The organism is Desulfurococcus sp., assembly GCF_038881575.1.
Classification (GTDB): domain Archaea; phylum Thermoproteota; class Thermoprotei_A; order Sulfolobales; family Desulfurococcaceae; genus Desulfurococcus.
In genome coordinates this window covers 153,700-175,431 of the sequence record NZ_JAVZPN010000001.1, presented here as the reverse complement: position 1 = coordinate 175,431, position 21,732 = coordinate 153,700, and the positions used below count along the sequence as shown (strand labels likewise).

Here is a 21,732-nt window from a genome sequence, read left to right as displayed (position 1 = left end):
CGCCTCCTAGCATCAATGGTGGTCAAACTAGATCACTCTTCAGTGATTCCTTGGGTTAGGTTTCAACCATGGCGTCAGGTATGGTTTCCCTGATTCTCCTGGACAATTCCTCGACTATGCTTCCCAGTTTCCTATAGTTCCATATGTGCATCTCCACCATGAACTCCAATCTATCGCTCTTCATTGATGCTAGATTAATCACGGGCTCCGAGACCAGGTCCTCTGCTACGGCCTTGATGGATTTAAGTATCACGTCTCTCACGACTTCAACACTATAGGTGGCTGGAGCTGTGACACGTACCTTGATTGATAAACCTATTGGTGTCGAGCGATTTACTACAATGGTGTTGATTAGCTTCGTATACGGTATGAACACTCTCTCCATTCTCTGTGTCTCACCTATAATCCCCAGGGTATCCATGTCTATGACCCTGAGGAATACACCATCTACCTCTATCCAGTCGCCTTTCTTAATAATACCCCTCGACCTAACATAGAACTCGGCTCCTAGGTTTCTAAGCACATCTAGGAGCATCGCTATCACTGCCAGTCCTATGATCAATAGTATGATGGAGAAAGCCTGAGTCTCGGGGAACAATATGGCGGCAACGATCACTACTGCTGAACCATATACGACTACTCTGGTGATTTCAAGTATTCTATCAATATATCTCCTCTCAACCTGCCTGAGCACACCATATAGTATTTTCTCAAGTATCTTAACAAGTAGCCAGGATGCAAGTAGCACTATTAGTGAAGCTATGATCCTCGGCGCCATCGTCTCGAGGCCTTTCAGTATAACGTCTATAATGTAGTCCACATCCATCACCCCATGGTCCTAGGCATGGTGGAGAACTGCTCCGAGTATCTTCTGGCAACGTATTCCTCATACTTCGAGAAGATCTTTTCTATAGAGCTAATGTACTCCAGTAGCTCACTGTATTTAGCGATGAGTATCAATGCGTCGCCTTGCTCGACCACGTGTTCTCCATTCATCACTATTCGACCGGCTTTATCATACACCATTAGCATGGCTGGCTTCCCCTTTAATTTATCGAGGAAGTCGCCGAGCTTAACACCCAGCACCCCTCTTTTCCACACCCTGTAAACAGCTACGCCAAGGTTAAAAGCGTCAATGATCCTCATTGAAACCCATGAATCCATTAGTATCACAGGGAGAATGTTGCCTACTATATATTCATCCAGGCTTATAACGTATCCAGCCCCCTCGCCCTTAGCGAGCTCCCTATTGCCTCGGGTATTCAACACTATGAAAATCAATGGCACCCCCATCTTTCCGAGGATCCTGGCTACAGCTATGCTATCGCTATCTCTATCCAACGCGATGACACCTATATCACAGGACTCTAGCTCCTTGTACACGTATAACTCCTCTATACTATTGAACTTGTGGAACACGGCTTTGACCTCCCTGGCAACGGCTTCAACCTCCGGATCCATGCTGAACACGTGGAGGGCTGTAGGAGTCTTAATACTTCCCAATAACTCTAGTGCAAGTCTGCTAAACCTTGCAGTTGTAACTAGTGCTATCCTCACGATTCATCACCCATGTCGCTGGCTGGTTGAAGATACCTTGCAAGCCTGCTCCTTAGATCAGTTATTATAAGTGGTTCCAGCCAGTCTAGGTCAACTAAATCCACGCATTCATTATTGACTCTTATAGCTTTTCCACTAGTATTCGTGGCATTAAACGCGATGAAGGGTTCTATGGACCAGAAGGAATACCTCTTCACGTACTTAGCCAGTGTAACAACTATAGAGTAAGCAGGTGATGCCATCAAGCCAAGTCGTGTGGACTCCCCGCCCAGCTCCCTTATAATCGATTTAAACCCTGTAAAGAGGCCTTGGCTACCTGAGGGGGCAGACATATATGTGATTGCCTCACCTGTTAAGATGGAGTCAACGGCATCGACTACCTTATCCGGTGTGAAGCATTTGGAGCCAGCGTCGATGAAGACTACAAGCGAGGATGATGCAAGCCTACTACCATCATATAGGGCTGAACCCCTACTATATAACTCCTCAGGATAATGGAGCGGTATACTTGATGCTACACCTGTTCTTTCACCATAGTAAACAATGTATGCATCGAGAACACCAACTCTCCTCCTTAACTTACTGAGCAATCCAGTGGCTCGTTTAACATCGCTGGATCTCATGGTGTGGAAAACCACGGTCACCACTGCGGCATGTTCACGCCTCTTAAACAAGTTGTAGAAATACATGAGAGTGAAACACCCTTAGCTGAAATATAGATTAGGATCTCCCTGCTTTAAAAACAATGCCTTAAACCGTTTCCCGCTCACGGTCTTCCGGGTCAACAGTCTTGAGATAGTTAGATACGCGGTAGAACGCGAGTCAGCTGTAGCGTTAGAGGACTTGACAAACCTGGTAGATTCTTTGAGGAAGCTATCTAGGAACCACAGGGCAAGGCTGATTATAGTGGGGTATAGAGGAATGCAATACTAGTGAAGCAGCAGGCAGAGAAGCACGGTGTCCCAGTAGTGGTTGTTGAGCCAGAGGGAACATCAACAACATGTCCAAAATGCAACTCTAAAATGGTTAGCAACGGCTACAGGAGAGTGAAATACCCTACTTGCGGTTTCGAAGGTAATAGAGACGCTATAGCGGTTCTAAATATTGAGAGGAGAGCCCTAGAAAAGATGAGGGTCTCTGATCGCCCCGACTGCCCGCAGATGACAGATGTAGCCCCGAACAGATGCGGGGAACCCGTGAACCGCCCGAGGGAAACCCTCGCCCTTCTAGGGCTGGGAGGAGGTCAGAGCTAGGTGCGGGGGGTGGGATTTGAACCCACGCAGGCCTACGCCATCGGGTCCTGAGCCCGACCCCTTTGACCAAGCTCGGGCACCCCCGCACCATTATTTTACTGAAAGAAGTCACGGATTATAAAGGTACCGAGTTGGATCCCCGGCGATCTCCTCAAGTGTCTTCAACGCGTACTCGTAGAGTTGGGGATCAATTAACCCGGCTGAGAATGCTTTCTCCAATTCATCCCTGTCGAGCACGGCGGGTTCCTTACCCGGCGCCACTACAACATCTACGAGGAGGTCATGGTACTTCACCATGTTGACCGAGAGCTCGGGGGGTGTGTTCACGTTTATGTATGAGCCGAGCCATGTAGCATCCCTGTAGTAGTTGTGGACTATATAGGGTTTCCCGGGCTCGATAACCATGTAGTCGAGGTCGCCGGGTTTTTTCTCAACACCTAGTCCATCGTATAAGCCGCTACCCGATATAACGCGTTTAATAATCACTCTCACTTCTTCCGCGCTCCTTTCAATCCTGTGGATCCTGCCTGGTGTTAAATTCAGTGCTTCACCAGTTGGCTTAACATGCCTTATATGTATTACCCCGCCTTCAGCCAGCCTGGCTAACATATATTCCCATATACACCTCGAGACTGAATCCCCGTTGCATCCATTTACAATACAGTGCTCCATGGCCTCTACTATGTCGCCTAAACCCATGGAGCGCAATGAGTGATGACCCCTAATAGTCGGGATCACGGTACCCCTTATATCATCCAGTATATTCTTCGAGAGACTGGTGAAGCCTATGACACCTACTAGCTCACCCCTGTAAAGCTTTAAGGGTGCATCTGCTTCACTAGCCTTACTCATCACCTTCTTGTACTCGTTTAGTAGGAGCTCTATCTCACCGAGTATTTCACTTGGCTCAGCGAACCTCGCGCTACTCCTGAAGTGGACTCCTAGATTACTACCCATTAAACGTGATACTGCTAGAGTAGTCAGCCTGGCTTTTAAACCTGGATCCCTGATGTGCTCGGAGAAAGTTATCTTCTGCATCCCATGGATTAATGCTACTAGTTTACCCAGTAGCCTAAAGCTCCTCGTCACGCTTATCTTCTCCCCAGGGTATACAGCCGTCTTCGCAACGCCCACTACAACCTTATCACCCGGCTTCTCCCTGCAGGAGGTTAGCTCAGCCTTGAAATCCCCGGTGTCAACTATACAGGTATCCCCTGTGTTCTTCTCTACTCTAGCAAGGTATATTGAGTGGAGCTCTACCTGTGAGATCGATCTAAAGGTGTATGGAATGACTGAGACTATGTCATCGTATATCTCTCTAGCCTCACTGGGAAACCCTATCACAACTACTCCATCACCGTCATCCGTGTCCTTAACCGTGACATCGCTCGGGGAATTATCAATGCCTATGTTGAACCTGGACGCTATCTTCTCACTTGGCTGCACTATTGAATGCCCTTTATCTATTAACAGCTTAGTTAACGCTGTAGCATATATACCCCTGATCCTCACCCTGGCCAAGGCCGTCACCACTGGTTTAACAAACCGGGTTAAACACGGGGAGAGACAGTACTACATGGATCCCTGGTAAACATAGCATGATTGATGAGGGGAAAACCAGTGTAGAGGATTTACTGAGCCCTCTCCCTTTTCACCGGATGAATGTAGTCTCTGGGTGCCTTATTGAATACCTCGAGGTATTTCCTCAGGACCCTCGGTATAGTTACTGTTCCATCCTCGTTCTGATGGTTCTCGAGTATGGATGTAATAGTCCTCGTGCTCGCTATGGCCGTGCTATTCAATGTATGCACATACTCCTTCACCATCCCTTTCCTACGTACAAGCCTCGTCTTCAACCTGTAGGACTGCCAATCAGTTGTATTGCTGCAGCTGACCATCTCTCTGAAGAGCCCCTGTGCAGGCATCCATGTCTCTAGATCGTATTTCTTAGCAGCTGGGGCGCCTAGGTCACCGCTGGCTATGTTGACCACTCTATAGGGGAGCTCGAGCCCCTTGAAGAGCTCTTCAGCATTCCCGATCAACTCCTCCATCAACCCCCAGCTCTCTTCGGGCTTGGCGTAAACGTATTGCTCGACCTTATGGAACTGGTGAACCCTGAATATACCCTTTAAATCCCTGTTGCCGGCTCCAGCCTCCTTCCTGAAGCAGGGGGATACACCCACATACTTCAATGGCAACTCCTCCTCAGGTATCTCCTCGAACGCGTGGAGCGCTGCAAGCGAGTGCTCAGCCGTAGCTATAAGGTAGAGGTCTTCTCCCTCTATCTTGTAGATCGCGTCCTTGAACGTCGCGAGATCTATGACACCGGACATTACCTTGTGACGCAGCATGTAGGGTGGTAGAACTAGTTTATAGCCTTTACTCGTCAAGCTGTCTATAGCGTACATCAGTAACGCCATATCCAAGAAGACTATGTCGTCGAATAAATAGTAGAACCTACTCCCAGCAACCTCACCGGCTTTAACTGTGTCGCCAAGCCTCAGCACGTATTCAAGCATATCAGCGTGTCCAACAGGCTTCCAGTTTACTAGTTCATACTCTACTTTGAAGCCGTATCTCTCAGTCTGCTGCATGAATTGCTCAATATACCCGCTCCACACCCTTGGCTTACCCCAGAACCTAATAGGCACATTATACGTGTCATCGGGGCCGACTGGCACGGTCTCATGGACTATGTTCGGTAGCTTCAGCAACGCCTCCTCCCTTAAATCCTCGATCTCCTTCAACTTCTTCTCCAGCTCCTCCATCTGGGATAGAAGCTCCCTCGCCTCGTTTATCCTGGCGCTTCTCTCCGGCTCAGGCAGCTTCGAGATATCCCTGCTTATAACGTTATGCCTGTGCCTGAGCTCCTGGACCTGTGATAACAGCTTCCTCCACTCGAGATCCAACTTATATGCCTCGTCAACGAGGCTGGGATCCATGAACCTCTTCTTAACATGCTCCTTTAATAGCTCAGGGTTATCCCTGAGCAGTGTTAAAATACTCCAAGACACATTAATCCACCATGCCTACTCAACATGATCCAACAATCTTTAAAAATAAAAATGTGTTTTAACAGGCTTGATTAAAAAGATTCAGCTACTCTCTTGCTTCCTGCTGGCTTCTAGCATATTCCTCAACTATATCGTAGCCGAATCTCTCCTTGAACAATGCCCTGCCTTTCTCAGTCATCCTGAGGGGTGTCCACGGTGGGTCATATACTATATCTATATCGGCGTCTATGCCAAGTCTCTCCTTCAATGCATCAATTATCATTAATGGGAGCGTGGAGGCGAGGGGGCAGAACATGGTTGTAAGGGACATCGCTATCTTAACCGTCTTATCGTTGACAACTTGTATATCGTAGATTAACCCTAGGTTGTAGACGTCGATCCCTATCTCAGGGTCTGTTATGGTTTCTAATACCTCGACTATCTTCTTCTTCAACTCCTCACTCACAGGTGTCACCTCTTCTTCTTTTCCCCACTACTAGAAGGCATTATCCCGCTGAGATACCTTGACATTAATGCCTGGGGAGGCGTCTTGGATATCTTGACAGCTATATTATACATTGCCTCTACTTCCTCCTCTGTCGCGTAGTCGAGGGGTATCCCCTTCTGATTATTCCTCTCCCACTCAGCTATTAGCCTCTCCAGTATCCTGCTTACATCAGGGTCTGAATAGAAGGCTATCTTATAGGCTTGCTCACTTGATTCATCTATTAGCCTCACTATCTCCTGCTTCATCTTTAATATATTGGGCATACACATCTTACTCCAACAAGTCCTCAAACCTTAATGTAGATATCGATAAACCCTGTTTAATCTTTTCCAGTGCCCAGCCAAGCCTCTCCATGAGCACGAGTATCGCTGATTGAGGCGGTATAACTCCGACTTCAGTTACTATGGCGTCAATGTACTCGGGGGGTGTGACATCGAATGAGGGGTTCAATACTTTAACGCCTGGATGCTGCTTCAACCACTCCTCGGGGACTATCTCGCTTGGATCACGGAACTCTATTGGTACGAGTTCCCCGACGAGTGTTATAGGTGAGAACTTATATGACTCGGCTACAACGTAGACGCGTACCCTGGCCTCCTTAGCCGCCAAAGCTACCTGGCTTGTACCAATCTTGTTTATCACTGCTCCATTACTTGCAATCGTGTCAGCCCCTATTACCACGTAATCCACATCATTCATAACATACCTCACAGCGCTATCAGGTATCTGGACAACAGGCACCCCGTTATTCAGGAGCTGCGTCGTGGTTATCCTGCCCTGGTAGAATGGACGTGTCTCGGTACTGTAGACCTTCACCACCTTGCCCTGCCTATACGCTTCAGTTATAGTATTCACTGCGACGCTGCTGTGACAATGTGTAAGTATGATGGAGTTCTCCTTTATCCTCTTAGCACCCATTTCACTTATCTTTTTAACCGCGTTCAGGCTTTCCTCAATGAACCTGTTAGCAGCGCCCACTATGGCTGAACGAGCCTCTTCGAAGCCGTATTGATCCCTTAGACTGGAAAGAACAAACATGACTGCGTTAGGTAGGCTTACAGCGGTAGGCCTCGTCGATATGAGTATATCGGCGACTCTCCCAATATACTTCTTAAATAGGGATGCATCCCGTGGCCCATTATACTCCTCTGCCGCTATTCTTAAAGCCTCGGCTGCTGCCCGCCCGATCTTACCAGCTCCCCGGATCCTCATCGTCTTTATTCCATCAGCTATCTCGAGGACCTTGGGAGGTATATTAACATCGCTCATCCCAGGTACCTCCTTACCTCCATCGCTATTTTCTCAAGGGGCTTTACAAGGGGTGGAAAGCCCCCGTAGACCTCCCTGATAACTATCGGTATCGCCTGCGGGGCAAACAATCCTTTCTCGGTTGCTATGCCGTCCACGTACTCAGCTGGGGTTACATCGTAGAGGGGAGCGAGAGCTCTATAGTTCTCCGGGAGGGTTCTCCTAGTGTCCTCATCCATTAAGAGATGCCAGTCTCCCTCGGGCAGCTTGATTAACTCCCCGTATATGGTCTCAATACTGAACTTCAATGTAGGTGCTACAACGAATACCCTTACCCTGGCTTCATGCGCGTCCAGGGCGATAACGCTTGTCCCAATCTTACTCACTACGGCGCCATTTACAGCAACTGCTTCAGCCCCCAACACCGCCTTATCAATGTTCTTCATGAAGAAGCGGGCGGCTGAGTCAACGATCAAGTAGACCTCGAAGCCTAGTTTCTCCAGGTACTCAGCCATTAACAATCCCTCGAGACCCGGCCTGGACTCAGTAACATATACCTTCACCTTGACCTTGTTATCGCTTAGGGTCTTGAAGAACCTTCGAATAGCTAGGCTATTACTATTAGTGATCAACGCATCCCCCTCAACGACTCTTTTAGCCGCCACCTCAGCCGCTCTCATGAGGCTCTCATCGTACCTGGCGACAATACCATCAATGTAGTCCCGGATCCCGTTAACCCCGTTCTCCAGGAAATATTCACCGATCATCCTTAAAGCATTGAGGGATGCCATAGAGCTCGGCCTCTCATTGATTATATCCTCATAGATCCTTGTAAAGGTCCTTGCAAACGACTTCACATCACTACTCGACTCCTTTAAAGCCGAGGCTATTTGAAATAATAGCTCGGATCCAGTTGCTCTCCGGGTAAATCCATGTCTTTCAAGCTCAGACATTACCTAGCACCTTTTAGAGAAGACTAGTTATTGATAGGAGGTAATAAACTCTACTAGGAGATCAATAAAGCTATTGAATTCACTGGTGTCAACATAAGGTATATCCATGGTTTTCAATGGTTCCCCCAGAACCTCCACGATACCGCCTACATCCACCAGCCATGGCGGCCTCCCCATCGAGAAGGCCTCAACCCCCTGCCTGTAACGGGTGCCCCTGTATATCAATAGCCTTGTAGGGGCTGTTACAAGAACTAGGTCACTGTCGAGTGATGCCTCTATTGGTGCAGCCGCATTATTATAGCTCTCGGTGACCACCACATCATACTCGCTGAGGAGCCCATATATATTGTTCAACCAGTTGAGTGCCTCCCTGTTACCGAATAGCTTCATGATCAAGCCTGGTTCAGCATCATGGAACACCACGTTACCCCTGGCTGAGAACCTCTCTATCAACCCTTCAAGAACGGTTAATGCAACCTTATTCAACCTCTTAGCATTCTCTCTTACAATGAAGTACTCATCGATGCCTTCTAGTGGACGACTGATCCTCATTAAAACGGTTTGGGAAGCTACGTCGGCGAGGATGCCCAGGTAGAGCCTTATTGATTTAATATATTTTAATGGATCAGGCGGCATAGTGAGTAGGTCCACAGGGTTCACCAAGCGCACCCTGTCTAGTAACCCTAGTTCCCTGGCTGCAGTGTAGGCGTCATGGCCTACTAGTATCCCTGCCTCAAGAGAGTGCTTCACGGTCTCGGCTTGATACCACCCGCTATGCCCTGCAATCGGCTTGAAGTAGAATACCCTCAGCCTCTTAGAGAGGGCCTTAGAGAGGTTGAGTGCTATAACCGTCTTGCCGGAGTCATGTGGGAGTAGCCCGGTTACCAATAGCCTCATTATCTCACCAAGAATGTTTATAACCCAGACGCCTTATACATTGTTGAATCATGGTGTATGATGATGGGTATCCGGGCTTTATTCTCGATTATACTGCTAACCCTGGTTTTACTGGAGTCTACAAGTATACTATACGTGTTCTCGCAGAGCACTCCCTCTAAAATAATATACATATACTTCCCTGGCTCGGACATGGAGAGAGTGCTAGCTCTCGTCAGGGATGTATATGGTAACGGGAGCCAGGTCAACGTGTACACTGTAGAGCCGGATCAAGACATGGATCCGCTTCAATATCTTTACTGGCTTACAACAGGTGCTAAGCCAATCGGGGGCCTTGAATCCACTGCACCATACACCCTGGTGAATCAATCCAGGGTGCTCATGTTATGGAATAACACGGGTTTAGTGAATAATCCATTCGTGGATCCAAGCATTCACCCATACGCGTTCAACCCCTTGTTCAATGCGTCAAGGAAATACATACCGCCCAGGATAATATCCATTAGAGCCAACACGAGCTTCTACTGGGATGAATTAGGGTCCGACGTCAACGTTAACCTATCCAGCAACGTTCTCACAGTAGAGATCGTGAAGCATGGTTACACGTGGTCCCTGAACACATCGCTCACCAATGAGTTAACGCCTCCCAGGATACTGGTCTTAGTGAACGATACCGGGGTGGTTTCAGCGGGGAACTACACGGTGAGCTTCTACGTTGTAAACGCCAGCGCAGACAACATAACGCTCTTCTTCCCCGGGAGCCTTGAGATGAGTAGCGGGGTTAGCGGTGGGTTGAACAAGATAATACAGTATACTGCACAATGGTTCATGGTGAGCCGCGAAATAGTTGGGAGGCTCCCGGTTAACGCTACAGCTTGGTGGCTCAACCAGACAATGATGTCGCTCAGTACCATGGCAAACCTCTTCCTCACGAATCCCAATGTAACAAGTATTCTAGTCTACGTGCCACAGATGATTATACTGAGGGATGTCGCAAACGGCAACCCCTCCACGGAGCTCGTTGACGCGGTCTACTCTGGATTCAAGTCCATGCTACTGGATATCTCGAACACCTATAAGGGTTCACTGCTAGCAGTATTCAGCCCCGGAGGTAAGAGTGGAGATGGGTACCTGGTTACAGTTGGAGGTGGTGCACAGCTGGACATGGTGTTCACTAGTAGCCAGCTGGCCTCGCTCCTATGGTCCATGGGCTCCCTGACCCCCGTGGGCTCAAGCATACTCCTCAAGGTAATAGCTGAGAAAACCAATGAGGTAAATGATTTAACCAGCAGGCTCAACGAGTTGAACACTACCCTGATATCCCAGAATCAGACGATAAATGAGTTGAACCAGGAGCTTGCGGCATGTAGATCCGAGAACACTATTCTAAACACTGAGGTAAGCAGTGTAAAGACGGAGCTCGAGAAGGCTCAATCGCTCTACAACCAGGCATATACATATATAACACTAGGTATAGCAGTTACCTTAGTCACAACTATATTAATAGGGATCCTCGCAGTTAAGACGGCTGGTAGGAAACAATAGAGCAAACCAAGGATTTTTCAACATATCCCATAATCATCCATCCAGCCTATACGAGTCAAGGCGGTAAGTGAATAGTTGTTAACTCAATATGTGAACCGGAGGATTCTCAGCACGATTAGTATTATGGATATGAGGGATACCAGTATGTTCAGCACCATACTATCGCTTCTAGCTATCTTCAGGGAGATCGAGTATTCTGAGAACGGGTAGAATAAGCGTACTCCCTGGATGTTGAGAACATCGCTTAATATATGCGTGAGCCATCCAAGCGCCACCGCCTTAGGGATCAACTCGCTTCTCACCCCGATGTGATCCAGGATTATCGACACAATGATCGTGAACACCGCTAGCGCGAATATATTGTGTAATGTTTTACGGTGCCCCATGTGTAGGTCGAGATCCGGTATCAGAGCCGATGCCCCGGATACCATGGAGGCCGTAATGGAGGATAATGCATCATAACCTATGTATAAGCCTACTGCAGCACCGAGGAGCAGGTGTGTAATCCCCTTCACTACCCCTACTCCCTCCCCTCAGTGTTTTTTCCAAGCACCCTGACCCCGGCTGGCTCCCCGACCACAACGATGTCAACTAGGTTTGAGGGGAATATACCTGTTTCAATCACTCCATGCACTAGTTTAAGCGTGTTGTGAAGAGATAAAGGGTCTTCAACAGGCTTTAAAAGCCTATAGTCAACGATAAAGTTCCCGTTGTCGGAGACCACTGGGCCATCCTTCCCAGCACCAATCCTCAGCAATGGCTCGCCATACCCCAGCTCCTGTAGCTTCCTGATAACATATTTCACCGAGACAGGTACAACTTCTATGGGAATGGGTTTAGCGTATATGTGGTTGAGCCCAGTATACTTAGTGTAGTCAACCACATACATCCTAACCCTACTACGTACAGCAAGGGATTTCTCCCTTAGGAAGGCCCCGCCCCTTCCTTTGACGAGGTCTAGTTTTCCCGAAACCTCATCGGCTCCATCAATGTATAGATCGATGTCCTCGACTCCAGCTGGATCGACAACCATGTTAAGTCCGAGGGACACCAGGTGGAGGAGTGTGTCGTGGGATGAGGGAACCAGTATTCTCTCGGTGAAGAAATCCCTGCACTTAGTGATCAACAGTTTCACAGTCGAACCAGTGCCAACCCCTACTACCAAGGCGTCGCCATATTTCCCATATAGATGTCTACAGGCATAGTCACAGGCATTCAACTTCGCCTGCTCAATAATGCTTGAAGCATCCATATCGAGCACCAGGTGCCCCCGGTTGGTTGAAAGCCGATGTACGTTGAATATAAATTATAGAGTAAGATTAATTACTTTATTGAGTAATAGAGCGTGGCAAGGGTGCGTGCATATGAAAGCATATATCTCGGTCGATCTCGAGGGATTACCGGGAGTATCCTCCTTAACGATGCTTAACCCAGGTAACACGCAATTCAATAGAGCTGTAAAAGTCTTGACAAGGCTATTAAACACTGTTATAGATGAACTGGCTACCCACGGCTTTGACACAATATATGTTGCTGATAGCCATGGATTAATGACGAACATAGATTACTTGGAGCTGGACAGCAGGGCTGAGCTGGTACAGGGTTACCCACGTCAATTCAGCATGGTGACACTACTGGACTCAAGCTTCAATGCAGCATTATTCATCGGGTACCATGCGGCAGCGGGGACCCCCCACGGGATATTGGATCACACAATGAGTGGTAGAACCTTCGCGGAGATAAGGGTTAACGGTGAAAGGGTCAGTGAGTTCATCTTGAATAGTCTGTACGCCGGAGAACACAATGTCCCCGTGGTACTCCTAGCCGGGGACGAACACCTCAGAACCGAGGTTGAAAAATATTCCCCCTGGACGATCTTCGTGCCCCTGAAGAAGGGAGTGTCAAGGTATAGCGCATCATACCCTGGCATAGACAAGGTTACAGAGGCTCTCAGAGATGGAGTATCTAAAGCGGTGAAGAAGCTGAAGAAAGGAGAGGTCAAACCCCTCAAGTGGAGCACGCCGTTCAAGGCCGAGCTAACGCTCAGGGATTCCCTTATAGCTGATATACTCGAACCCCTACCGATATTTAAAAGGATGGATGCATACAGAGTTGAGTTCACAGCGAACACTGCCAGTGAGCTACTAGGCTACATAGAGCTCATCGCCCACCTCGGCTACGGTGTAGACGCATTGAAAAACAGTATTAAATAAATGCTACAACCGAAAGCATTGCCCTTCAGGACGGGGAAGAGGTCGGGGCATTGAAACTACTTTTGATTACTGTAGGCACCACCAGCTGGAGATGCCTCCAGGTACTCTCTCACTATTTCCCAGAGGATGCCTCTTACCTCCATAGGTGTCTTCGCATTAATCAATCCCCTTAGATGTGCCTCTACATTAACAATTATTTCCTCAACCTGATGATACCCCATCCCCATCAACCTCTTTCCCTCGAGGATGGTTGCGATATCGTCGGCTATTTTAACCACTATGGATTCAAGGGTTTCACCGCTTGAGAGCTCGTTGTAAAGGGATTCATACTCCTGTATGCCTAGCTCCTTGATCGCCTGGGACTCTATTATCGAGAAGTGCTCCTCCGCGTTAGCTTTGACAAGTCTTATTATGTCGCCTGTGACAGCTTCTGGTACATCATGTATTATACTCATGGATAGAGTACGTGCCTTATCGAGCCTGATATTTCTCGACCATAGTTTCTCAGCTATATCCATCGCTATGATCGATGTAAGAAAGATGTGCTCGGCAACGCTCTCCGCGATAACGGGGGGCACACCTCTCAGAAGCCAGCCGGTTCTAGGTATGTGACGCAGGTTTAGAATATACTTGGTGTTCAATGACAACACGCCCCGCCGGCTCAGAAGCCCAGTATCTCATCCCATAGATCCCGGCTCGTGGCCTTCACCGTTACAGCCGGCTTCCTAGTCTTCTCAAAGAACTCCGTAGCAACCTCGGGGAATAGGCAGTAGGTGAGTACATCCTCTTCCTTACTATAATACCCCTTCTCCTTAACGGTTCTATAGCATTCCTCATACATGGGCTTCAATAGGTCGGCCGGGCGCACCTCAATAGGTTTCTCATTACCTAGAACCAGCCTTATAATCTCCTCTTTTATTGGTGCAGGCGGCCTACCATATAGCCCCTTCACATAGTCCCTGACCTCCTTAGTCACAACCTTGTAACGGCCGTTTATAACGTTGAGGACGGCTTGGGCCCCCACTATCTGCGAGGAGGGTGTGACCAGTGGGGGCCAGCCAAGATCCTCCCTGACACGCTTCACTTCTGCTAACACCTCCCCCAGTTTATCCTCTGCCCCTAGCTGCTTAAGCTGCATGATGAAATTGGTTATCATACCGCCTGGCACCTGGTGCTCGAGGACATTGGGATCTGGGATGAAGACCTTTATGTTTATTAGATCCTTGTACTTGGTGAAAATAATTTTCTCCAGGTAGCTGCTTATCTCCCCTACCACCTTTAGATCTATCTTTGGCCTATTCTCAGGGGGGAGCGCGTGATAGACTGTCTGTATGCCTGGTTGACCCGAGCCGAATGCTAGGGGACTTATCGATGTATCGATGAAGTCTGCTCCTGCTTCAACAGCTTTAACATATGTGGCTACAGCTAGCCCGCCTGTGAAATGCGAGTGGATGTCAACAGGTATCTTTAACCTCTCCTTTAACGCTTTAACCAGCGTATATGCTGTATATGGGTCTAGTATACCTGACATATCCTTTATCGTTATATGATCTACCTCCAACGCGGCAAGCTCCTCGGCTATCTTCAGGTAGTGCTCTATGGTGTGGACGGGGCTTATAGTATACGTTATCGTGCCCTGGACTATAGCGCCGAGCTTCTTGGCTTTAACTATAGATGCCCTCATATTCCTTACATCATTTAATGCATCGAAGACCCTGAATACATCTATGCCATTCTTGTAGGAGAGCTCGACAAACTTCTCCACGACGTCATCCGGGTAATGCCTGTATCCAACCAGGTTCTGTCCACGTAAAAGCATTTGAAGCTTGGTCCTGCGGACTCTTTCACGTATAAGCCGTAATCTCTCCCAGGGATCTTCGTTCAAATATCTTATCATGACGTCGAATGTAGCTCCACCCCACATCTCGATACTGTAGAAACCAGCCTTATCGATCTTCTCGAGAATAGGGATCATGTCCTCGGTTCTTAAACGGGTTGCGATCAGTGATTGATGAGCATCCCTTAGTGTTGTATCAACTATTTCAACCACTAATATCACCCACTGAAACATGTAGGGGAAAGCCTTTATTCTAATCCAAGTTAATTATTATTGATTATTTATTTAAATCTGTATTATAAAGGCTAGTGTATCCGAGAAGAAAGCTTAGCAAGAGATCCCTAGCTAAACTACATACTACATGTTGAGATATATCAAAAATTACTTATAAGGACTAGATCACTCGATGAACTAGAATACATCATCTTTCACCAACAAACTCCGCGAGGCGTTCTATGCCTTCAACAAGGTTTTTCTCATCCATTGTGACGAATGTTATTCTGAGATGGTTTACACCGGCTTCACCGAATATGGAGCCGGGTAGCATTGCAACGCCCTTCTCCTCTACAAGCTTCATCGTGAACTCCACGTCACTTAACCCCTTCTTCTTCATGTAGTATGACATATCTGGGAACAAGTACATGCTTGCAACAGGCTTGTGTATTCTTGCATGAGGCAGGTTCTTCCTGAAAGCCTCATATGCTGCGTCCCGGCGTCTCTTATACACTGGGATCACGTCGCGTAGGTATTTCTCCTTGAATCCCTGGGAGAGATAGTAATATGCCATCCACTGCATCGGTACAGGGGCAACTATACCTAGCACACCCTTCAGCTTAGTCATCTCCGATATAGTGTTGCCCGACCCGTACACGTATCCAAGCCTACCCCCTGGTATCGCTATGTCCTTACTGAATGAGCCGACGACAACTATATTATCCATGGATGGAGCAAGCTTCTCGAGCCATAGGTGTTCTCCCTCATAGACTAGGTGCTTGTATGCAACATCATATATTATCCAAGCCTTCTTCTCGTAGGCGACATCTACAATAGTCTTCCCTACTTCACTGCTAAGTATTCTACTAGTTGGGTTGTCAGGGCTGGCTAGGAGTATCGCTTTAGCCTTCGAGCCTAGCTTCTCCTTTATACACTCTGGATCAGGGTTGAACCCGTTTTCAAGGCTCTGTCTACAAGTCTCCACCTTTAAGCCGGCTAGCTTAGCGAGATCCCAGTACACGCTGTAGGATGGATCGAGTAGTAGCAGTGTATCCCCTTCATCAAGGAGTGTATATATCGATAGGACTAATCCATCGGCTCCTCCAGTGGTCACAAGGATGTCCTTCGGCTGGATATCTATACCTCCATACTTCTTTAAGTCATCTGAGATAGCTACTCTTAGCTCCGGCAACCCCTGTGTCGATACATATCTGAAGTGTTTAAAGGGATCCTTCCTAACCATCTCTATGAAGTATTCGAGGGCCTCGCGATCCGGTGGGAGGCCGGGCTGTCCAGCCGTGTAGTTATACACCTTGACGCCCTGTCTAGATAACTCCTCCGCCTTAGCGATGAGCACTCTCTGAGGGTTGACTGGGAGACTTGACACCCGTCTAGATATATTCACGGCTAGACACCTCGAGGGTAATACATACTATCTATATATAGCCATAAAAATATAAACACATTTAACCAGGACCCCGCGAATATGTCCTTATAAAGGAATCATTCGATCCAACCGGTTAGATATGGTAGCATTGATCCCGTGATCCTACGATAGTTTCCAGACAAAAGGTGTGATTAGCTCGCTCCCCGTAAAAACCCTATGTACTACAGGCCTCCCCAATGGCCGCATAACATGCTTAAACACGTGGAGCGGTGGCTGGTAGCACCCGGCTTGAATATCTCTGGGCACCACTATCTCCTCCTTACTGAGCTCCAGGCTCTTATAGCCGCAGTGCCTGCACTTAAACCCCTTACCTCTCCCAGCGCTCTCCATCCTCCTACCGCATTTGGGGCATAACGGGTTCAACTTAATGGTTTTCCGAGCCAGCTCCATCACGCATATCTTCTCCAGGTTTAATGTTACCCCATGGGACTTACTCCCAGGTCTCACGCACCCCATCACCTCCACCTTGTCACCGGGCTCCAGCTTCTCCACTACATCCCTGAAACGCTTCGTTGGCTCGTAGACTGCTACATCCATGCAGCATTCATTACATACCTTGAAGACGAGGTGTCCTCCTTGTATACGCCGGGGCTTTGATGAGACAGTACCAGTCAGCCTTACACACATATATGGATGTGCATCACACACTGTATCCACCGGGTGTAGATGGCTATCAGTGTGCTGGTTTGTCCGGAAGACAGCCATGTACTCCACTGGTTCAAACACCCTGAGGTATCTGGATGCATCTATGAGGTCCCATGGATACTCTCCTCTAATCCCGTAGAGAACGGGATCCGGGCCCCTTGGGATTATCAGGGGGCGTTTCGACTCGTAGTCGTAGTTGAGTATTGTTTTCCCCTGGGTCGCCTTATCCATTTCCATTATGCTGTTTTCATCGATCATCCTGGGTTTACCAATGTATTCACGCGTCCTATAGGCTATCAACTCATATGTATAGTCTCCACTGAGCATCTGATTGCCTATAGCTGCTAAGGCACCTATCACGCCTCTCTTACCTCTTGGAGCGTGAACCCGTATCCTCTCACCTAGCTTCCCAATTACTCTTAAGGCGTAGTCTAATGGGATGAAATCATATAGCGCCTTCTCCCCATACTTCTCCAGGAACCCTGGTACATCCCCTATAAGGAATACCAGTGAGGGCTGATGCTTGGGGTTAGAGTATTCAGCCACGTATTCATCGACCCTGTTCTCCACGTACTCGACGACATCCACTAGATCGCTTTCACCAGCGACGCTGAGCCTTATAGCGACGGCGCCGTTTCCCCTGGTCTTCCATGGAACAGCCGGGTTCAGCCTGATGAGATTCAAGTAGTCTGTGAACCATGTGTTCCCCTTGCCCGAGAGCTCGTGGACTATTTGAACGGCTATATGTGTTGTACAGCCACCCATAGGGGAATCAATGTCATCTAACCCTATGTGGAGCCTGATACCCTCCACTACCTAGCCCCCTTTCCTAGCAAGGCATAACATACCTCCTACTATCAGGGGTAGCGTTATCGTTGCATCAGCGTATACTACTATATGCTTACCCGTAGGCTTGAGCTTCCCCCAGCTAATCGCCTCCCTCGGTTGTGCCCCGCTCAAGCTCCCATCGTACTCTACAGCAGTAGTAATGTATACCGCGTAGTCTAATCCATCCCTCATCTGGGCCCACCATATGGTGTGATGCTTACTGATCCCCCCGCCAATGATCAAGGCTCCAAGCCTCTTAGCCGCGAAAACCATGTCTATTATCTTCTTCTCATCACTTATCAAGTCTACTTCGACACCGGTGGATGCATGGTTGAAGACTATCTGCGACCCGAAGCTACCGTCGAATATACCTGGGACGAAGACCGGCACGTTTTTCTCGTATGCGGCGCGTAGTATACTGTTTTTATCGCTTATCCTCTTACCTGCCTCGTACAGGAGTTCACTGACACTCCACTTCTTCTTTACAGCTCCGATCTCTTCGAGGAGTTTCCTTGCGAATTTCTCAACGGCTAAACCATAGTTCTCCAAGGGGATCAATATGTTGCCGAGCCTATGGATCTCAACACTCCTTAATAATGCATCATCATACATCCAGTCTCCCTTGTAGTATGCATGCCCCGTGCCCCTAGCTATATCATGATCTATTGTACCACACGTCGTCACCACGGCATGGAAGAACCCGTCCCTAATCAACTGTGCCAGTAGCCCCCTTAAACCTGTTGAAACAATGTTGCCTGTGAAGGCAAGGAACCGGGTTGCCTCACTATCCCTGGTCATCTCATAGAGTATCTGGCTCGCCCTGTAGACATGCCCAGCCATGAAGCCATGGGCATCCCCGAGCTTCTCCACGAGCTCACATATTGTTGTCTCAGGTGTTATAGTGATATCTCTTACAACCTCGCCGAGCAACCTGCTTCTCAACTCCTCTATGTTGAACTCCTCTGGCATGTGATCCACCATTGCCTGCCACCCACTCAATAATTTTAGCCGGGCATATTATAGTTTCTATAATAGAGCCCGAGCAATCATAGAGTGATGGTGGCATAGGTAGTGGGCTCGCCCCTGGAGAAGGAGATATTATTAAGGATACTTAAATCAAGGAGAATACTAGTTGACGAGGTTCAGGCAGCCTATAATGTGGTCGGGGTTTGGGTTTCATAGGGCTTGATATCAAACAATATCAAGCCCTCGGCCCTTGGCTTCATCAGCCTCAGGCGGGCTTTCCATCATCGCCCGCCATATCATCGGTCTCCACCCGTTCGGGGCAACCCCAACCCACACCTCCGCCCTCACCGAGAACTCAGGCTCATTGGTGCGGGGAAACCCCCACATTCTGAGATACCTGCTTCTAATGTTTATTGACGCAACCTCCTGTCTGTCTATCTCAAGCCTGCACCTAGGGCACTTGAATACGTGTCCCACTTGGGTCTTCACCACATACCCGCATCTGGGACACGTTCGAGAGGTGTTTTTCGGAGATACGGAGCTGGTTATTGCCTTCTCCGAGAGTTTTCTGTGGATTGTTCTCCAAGGGGTTCTAGCGTTCCTCTTCCTCCTAGTTTTACTCTTGACCTTGGGCTTCTCTACAAGGCTGCTCTTCTCGAGGTCTTCGAATACATGAATAGTATTTGGGAATTGCTTCACGAGTTGAGACACTAGCTTGTTTATGAAGTCCCTTTCCCTGTTCCTCTCTCTTCTAGCATACTTCCCAAACAAGTCTCTTCTGCCAATGCTCTGAGCCGTAGCCTTCTTCTTTTCGTATACAATCTTCAGGCTCTGGAGATATCTAAGATTTACGTGTATGAAGCCGATGCTCGGCTCGTATCCATCCAGCGAGAGCTCGTTGCTGTCCCAGCCGATAACCCTCTCAACTTTTATCATCTTAACTGTCTTGAATGGTATCAAAACCCTATCGTCCTTTAGAATAACCTCTCCAACGCTCCAGCCATCGACTCTCCCAGAGAACCACTTGCTTGCCCAAGAGACATCTAAGTACTCCCCGGGCTTCAGCGTTATCCTAACCCTTTTGCCAGCGTAATCTACCTTCATGAGCGTTATCTTGCACCTAGCAAACCTCCTCTTAATCCTAGGTTTGGCTTTCCTAGCTCTACCCTTGACGTACCTCTTTCTCCAAGACTCCATTATCGAGTACGCTGTTCTAATGACGGCGTCAACCCAGTGCTTAGCATAAGGACAATCTTTTAGAAGCTCGTCCCTCAATATCTTCTTGAAGCTATTGCTCTTTGGGAGCACCGGTATCCTTATCTTCTTACCGAGCTTGACCTTACCATTCCTAGTTATCCTTGGGAATTCATACCTCCACTCTATATTGCCCCAGATAATGTCTACTGCTCTCTGCAGTGTGTTCACGTACCACGTTATGAGCTCCCTAACTCTAGCATCATTGATTGGCACAGAATACATCCTTACGAGTTCAACAGTCTTCAAGGAGTTTTCTTGCATTCTCTATCACCTTCTCGTACTTGTGGCTCCTCATGCCGTAGAGCTTTCCAGCGAAGTGTGAGATTATTGTTATTAAGTCCTCTACCAGCTCCTCCTTAGGGTCTTTGTCTTCTTGGTTTAGAGCGATAACCTCGACTCCGAAGGCTTCGAGGAGTTCTTTAAGTGTGTTGAAGCCGAACCTCGTTAGCCTATCGGGGTATGTTACAACGATTTTCGATATCTTCTTCTCTGTAACCAGCTTGAGTATTTTCTTGAATCCCTTTCTATCCTCGTTCAAACCGCTTCCAATGTCTGTTATAACCACGTAGTCAGAAATATTGTTCTGCTTAGCCCATTCCTCCAGTACCTTAACCTGTCTCTCCAAGTCATCTTTTTGAGTGTTGCTAGATACTCTAGCGTATAGAATAATTTTCTTAGCTCTCACTAAACCCATTAACTTCTCAACGTCTTCTTCCCTGAACCTCCACTTACCGCCGGGAGTTAGGACAGGGCTGATCAAACCTTTCTTGACATACTCTCTTAAGGTGGTGTATGAGATTCCCAGTCTCTCACAAACCTCCTTAGGTCTCAGCACACGAATCTCCAAGTAAGAATTTTGATATTAACCCTTATAAACTTTCATGAAAACCAAAACAGCAGCCGGAGGCTTCCCTGTAGCAGTCAACTGCTATTCGTGATGGCAAGCCAAAGTCTCTCTTGAGCTTTTCATATAGGTTTCTGTGTACTGTTGAGAGGCTAGGAGTTCTATATTTCTTGTCAATCCTTGTAGAGTGCTTCACTATCCACTCAATAGCGTAGTTCAGGGCACTTCTATAACGCTTGAGTAAGTCTACTACCTCGGGCTCGGGCCTAACCCTCATCCCAATGGTCAGGGTTAGGAAACCTTCATCGCTACTCATCGCTACTCGACCCTATACCTCTTCAAACTAACCTTGCTTAGACACCTAGGGCATGTTGCATAGTACGTGTTCTTTCCCTTGTAGTCCCAGACATACCCGCATCTAGGGCACTTGAGCTTCATAGTCCCTAGATAGATAGTTAGATAGAAAGCTTATAAACCTTTCGCCATCCCCGCCCTAAAAAACGAGGCTTTCAGTTGTAAATTCGAGTA

At 48.0% G+C, this 21,732-nt stretch carries 23 protein-coding genes and 1 tRNA gene; 3 read left to right on the top strand and 21 right to left on the bottom strand.

All coding sequences use genetic code 11. The features are described 5' to 3' along the window. Positions 1 to 55: 55 nt before the first annotated feature. From QXV08_RS00895 to QXV08_RS00885, 3 genes are read right to left on the bottom strand one after another with little or no spacing between them, the layout of a single operon-like run. The gene (locus QXV08_RS00895) at positions 56 to 826 is read right to left on the bottom strand and encodes a mechanosensitive ion channel domain-containing protein (RefSeq protein WP_342786580.1); all 771 of its coding nucleotides are present in this window, start codon (positions 824 to 826) and stop codon (positions 56 to 58) included. Continuing rightward, a complete protein-coding gene (locus QXV08_RS00890) occupies positions 826 to 1,557 on the bottom strand; it encodes a hypothetical protein (protein WP_342786550.1) in 732 nt (243 codons plus the stop codon). The genes QXV08_RS00895 and QXV08_RS00890 overlap by 1 nt, the downstream gene beginning before the upstream one ends. Next, positions 1,554 to 2,246, bottom strand: coding sequence for a hypothetical protein (locus QXV08_RS00885; RefSeq protein ID WP_342786549.1), 693 nt, complete (start codon positions 2,244 to 2,246; stop codon positions 1,554 to 1,556). The genes QXV08_RS00890 and QXV08_RS00885 overlap by 4 nt, the downstream gene beginning before the upstream one ends. A gap of 243 nt (positions 2,247 to 2,489) precedes the next feature. Between QXV08_RS00885 and QXV08_RS00880 the strand changes: the two genes are divergently transcribed. Beyond that, a complete protein-coding gene (locus tag QXV08_RS00880) occupies positions 2,490 to 2,810 on the top strand; it encodes a zinc ribbon domain-containing protein (protein ID WP_342786548.1) in 321 nt (106 codons plus the stop codon). A gap of 1 nt (position 2,811) precedes the next feature. Here the strand turns inward: QXV08_RS00880 and QXV08_RS00875 are convergent. The 8 genes from QXV08_RS00875 to QXV08_RS00840 form a co-directional block, all read right to left on the bottom strand. Next, positions 2,812 to 2,896, bottom strand: a tRNA-Leu gene (locus QXV08_RS00875). Positions 2,897 to 2,918: 22 nt separating this feature from the next. After that, positions 2,919 to 4,322, bottom strand: a complete 1,404-nt coding sequence (locus tag QXV08_RS00870) for a DUF402 domain-containing protein (protein ID WP_342786579.1) — start codon at positions 4,320 to 4,322, stop codon at positions 2,919 to 2,921. A 119-nt stretch (positions 4,323 to 4,441) separates the two neighbouring features. Further along, positions 4,442 to 5,824, bottom strand: a complete 1,383-nt coding sequence (serS, locus tag QXV08_RS00865; protein WP_342786547.1) for a serine--tRNA ligase — start codon at positions 5,822 to 5,824, stop codon at positions 4,442 to 4,444. Between the two features lie 85 nt (positions 5,825 to 5,909). Continuing rightward, a complete protein-coding gene (locus QXV08_RS00860; RefSeq protein ID WP_342786546.1) occupies positions 5,910 to 6,269 on the bottom strand; it encodes a metal-sulfur cluster assembly factor in 360 nt (119 codons plus the stop codon). A 5-nt stretch (positions 6,270 to 6,274) separates the two neighbouring features. Beyond that, entirely contained in the window at positions 6,275 to 6,574 is a 300-nt protein-coding gene (locus QXV08_RS00855) for a hypothetical protein (protein ID WP_342786545.1), read from the bottom strand. A gap of 7 nt (positions 6,575 to 6,581) precedes the next feature. Next, positions 6,582 to 7,580: a ribose 1,5-bisphosphate isomerase gene (locus tag QXV08_RS00850; RefSeq protein ID WP_342786544.1), complete on the bottom strand. Its 999-nt coding sequence runs from the start codon at positions 7,578 to 7,580 to the stop codon at positions 6,582 to 6,584. Further along, the gene (locus tag QXV08_RS00845) at positions 7,577 to 8,512 is read right to left on the bottom strand and encodes an initiation factor 2B (protein ID WP_342786543.1); all 936 of its coding nucleotides are present in this window, start codon (positions 8,510 to 8,512) and stop codon (positions 7,577 to 7,579) included. The genes QXV08_RS00850 and QXV08_RS00845 overlap by 4 nt, the downstream gene beginning before the upstream one ends. A gap of 27 nt (positions 8,513 to 8,539) precedes the next feature. Further along, positions 8,540 to 9,409: an ATPase gene (locus tag QXV08_RS00840; protein WP_342786542.1), complete on the bottom strand. Its 870-nt coding sequence runs from the start codon at positions 9,407 to 9,409 to the stop codon at positions 8,540 to 8,542. 63 nt (positions 9,410 to 9,472) lie between these two features. Here QXV08_RS00840 and QXV08_RS00835 point away from each other — a divergent pair, with 63 nt between their 5' ends. Continuing rightward, positions 9,473 to 10,954, top strand: coding sequence for a hypothetical protein (locus tag QXV08_RS00835; RefSeq protein ID WP_342786541.1), 1,482 nt, complete (start codon positions 9,473 to 9,475; stop codon positions 10,952 to 10,954). An 83-nt stretch (positions 10,955 to 11,037) separates the two neighbouring features. Here QXV08_RS00835 and QXV08_RS00830 read toward each other — a convergent pair whose 3' ends face one another. Next, complete coding sequence (locus QXV08_RS00830) at positions 11,038 to 11,469, bottom strand: metal-dependent hydrolase (RefSeq protein WP_342786540.1); 432 nt, start codon at positions 11,467 to 11,469, stop codon at positions 11,038 to 11,040. Between the two features lie 5 nt (positions 11,470 to 11,474). Next, positions 11,475 to 12,206 (bottom strand): ribose 5-phosphate isomerase A, encoded by a 732-nt coding sequence (rpiA, locus tag QXV08_RS00825; protein WP_342786578.1) that lies wholly within the window; start codon positions 12,204 to 12,206, stop codon positions 11,475 to 11,477. 112 nt (positions 12,207 to 12,318) lie between these two features. Between rpiA and QXV08_RS00820 the strand changes: the two genes are divergently transcribed. Continuing rightward, a complete protein-coding gene (locus QXV08_RS00820; RefSeq protein WP_342786539.1) occupies positions 12,319 to 13,167 on the top strand; it encodes a M55 family metallopeptidase in 849 nt (282 codons plus the stop codon). Positions 13,168 to 13,223: 56 nt separating this feature from the next. Here QXV08_RS00820 and QXV08_RS00815 read toward each other — a convergent pair whose 3' ends face one another. From QXV08_RS00815 to QXV08_RS00780, 8 genes are all read right to left on the bottom strand, one after another. After that, on the bottom strand, positions 13,224 to 13,817 hold the full coding sequence (locus tag QXV08_RS00815) for an HD domain-containing protein (protein WP_404991025.1): 594 nt from the start codon (positions 13,815 to 13,817) through the stop codon (positions 13,224 to 13,226). Positions 13,818 to 13,828: 11 nt separating this feature from the next. Continuing rightward, a complete protein-coding gene (locus QXV08_RS00810) occupies positions 13,829 to 15,238 on the bottom strand; it encodes a pyruvate carboxylase subunit B (protein ID WP_404990992.1) in 1,410 nt (469 codons plus the stop codon). Positions 15,239 to 15,425: 187 nt separating this feature from the next. Then, positions 15,426 to 16,622 (bottom strand): pyridoxal phosphate-dependent aminotransferase, encoded by a 1,197-nt coding sequence (locus tag QXV08_RS00805; RefSeq protein WP_342786536.1) that lies wholly within the window; start codon positions 16,620 to 16,622, stop codon positions 15,426 to 15,428. A gap of 144 nt (positions 16,623 to 16,766) precedes the next feature. Beyond that, positions 16,767 to 18,122: a tRNA(Ile)(2)-agmatinylcytidine synthase gene (locus QXV08_RS00800; RefSeq protein WP_342786535.1), complete on the bottom strand. Its 1,356-nt coding sequence runs from the start codon at positions 18,120 to 18,122 to the stop codon at positions 16,767 to 16,769. Between the two features lie 3 nt (positions 18,123 to 18,125). Continuing rightward, the gene (locus QXV08_RS00795; RefSeq protein ID WP_342786577.1) at positions 18,126 to 19,106 is read right to left on the bottom strand and encodes a deoxyhypusine synthase; all 981 of its coding nucleotides are present in this window, start codon (positions 19,104 to 19,106) and stop codon (positions 18,126 to 18,128) included. Positions 19,107 to 19,328: 222 nt separating this feature from the next. Next, positions 19,329 to 20,621, bottom strand: a complete 1,293-nt coding sequence (locus QXV08_RS00790) for a transposase (protein ID WP_342821370.1) — start codon at positions 20,619 to 20,621, stop codon at positions 19,329 to 19,331. Then, positions 20,593 to 21,195: an IS607 family transposase gene (locus tag QXV08_RS00785; RefSeq protein WP_342821379.1), complete on the bottom strand. Its 603-nt coding sequence runs from the start codon at positions 21,193 to 21,195 to the stop codon at positions 20,593 to 20,595. Before QXV08_RS00785 ends, QXV08_RS00790 begins: the two co-directional genes overlap by 29 nt. Before the next feature lie 34 nt (positions 21,196 to 21,229). Next, positions 21,230 to 21,520, bottom strand: coding sequence for a hypothetical protein (locus QXV08_RS00780; protein WP_342785771.1), 291 nt, complete (start codon positions 21,518 to 21,520; stop codon positions 21,230 to 21,232). Positions 21,521 to 21,732 lie beyond the last annotated feature (212 nt).

Coding starts and splice junctions, on each gene's coding strand:
- QXV08_RS00895 (WP_342786580.1), bottom strand. CDS start 826: ATGGATGTGGACTACATTATAGACGTTATACTGAAAGGCCTCGAGACG.
- QXV08_RS00885 (WP_342786549.1), bottom strand. CDS start 2,246: ATGTATTTCTACAACTTGTTTAAGAGGCGTGAACATGCCGCAGTGGTG.
- QXV08_RS00855 (WP_342786545.1), bottom strand. CDS start 6,574: ATGCCCAATATATTAAAGATGAAGCAGGAGATAGTGAGGCTAATAGAT.
- QXV08_RS00850 (WP_342786544.1), bottom strand. CDS start 7,580: ATGAGCGATGTTAATATACCTCCCAAGGTCCTCGAGATAGCTGATGGA.
- QXV08_RS00845 (WP_342786543.1), bottom strand. CDS start 8,512: ATGTCTGAGCTTGAAAGACATGGATTTACCCGGAGAGCAACTGGATCC.
- QXV08_RS00840 (WP_342786542.1), bottom strand. CDS start 9,409: ATGAGGCTATTGGTAACCGGGCTACTCCCACATGACTCCGGCAAGACG.
- QXV08_RS00835 (WP_342786541.1), top strand. CDS start 9,473: ATGGGTATCCGGGCTTTATTCTCGATTATACTGCTAACCCTGGTTTTA.
- rpiA (WP_342786578.1), bottom strand. CDS start 12,206: ATGGATGCTTCAAGCATTATTGAGCAGGCGAAGTTGAATGCCTGTGAC.
- QXV08_RS00820 (WP_342786539.1), top strand. CDS start 12,319: ATGAAAGCATATATCTCGGTCGATCTCGAGGGATTACCGGGAGTATCC.
- QXV08_RS00810 (WP_404990992.1), bottom strand. CDS start 15,238: ATGTTTCAGTGGGTGATATTAGTGGTTGAAATAGTTGATACAACACTA.
- QXV08_RS00795 (WP_342786577.1), bottom strand. CDS start 19,106: ATGCCAGAGGAGTTCAACATAGAGGAGTTGAGAAGCAGGTTGCTCGGC.
- QXV08_RS00790 (WP_342821370.1), bottom strand. CDS start 20,621: ATGCAAGAAAACTCCTTGAAGACTGTTGAACTCGTAAGGATGTATTCT.
- QXV08_RS00780 (WP_342785771.1), bottom strand. CDS start 21,520: ATGAGTAGCGATGAAGGTTTCCTAACCCTGACCATTGGGATGAGGGTT.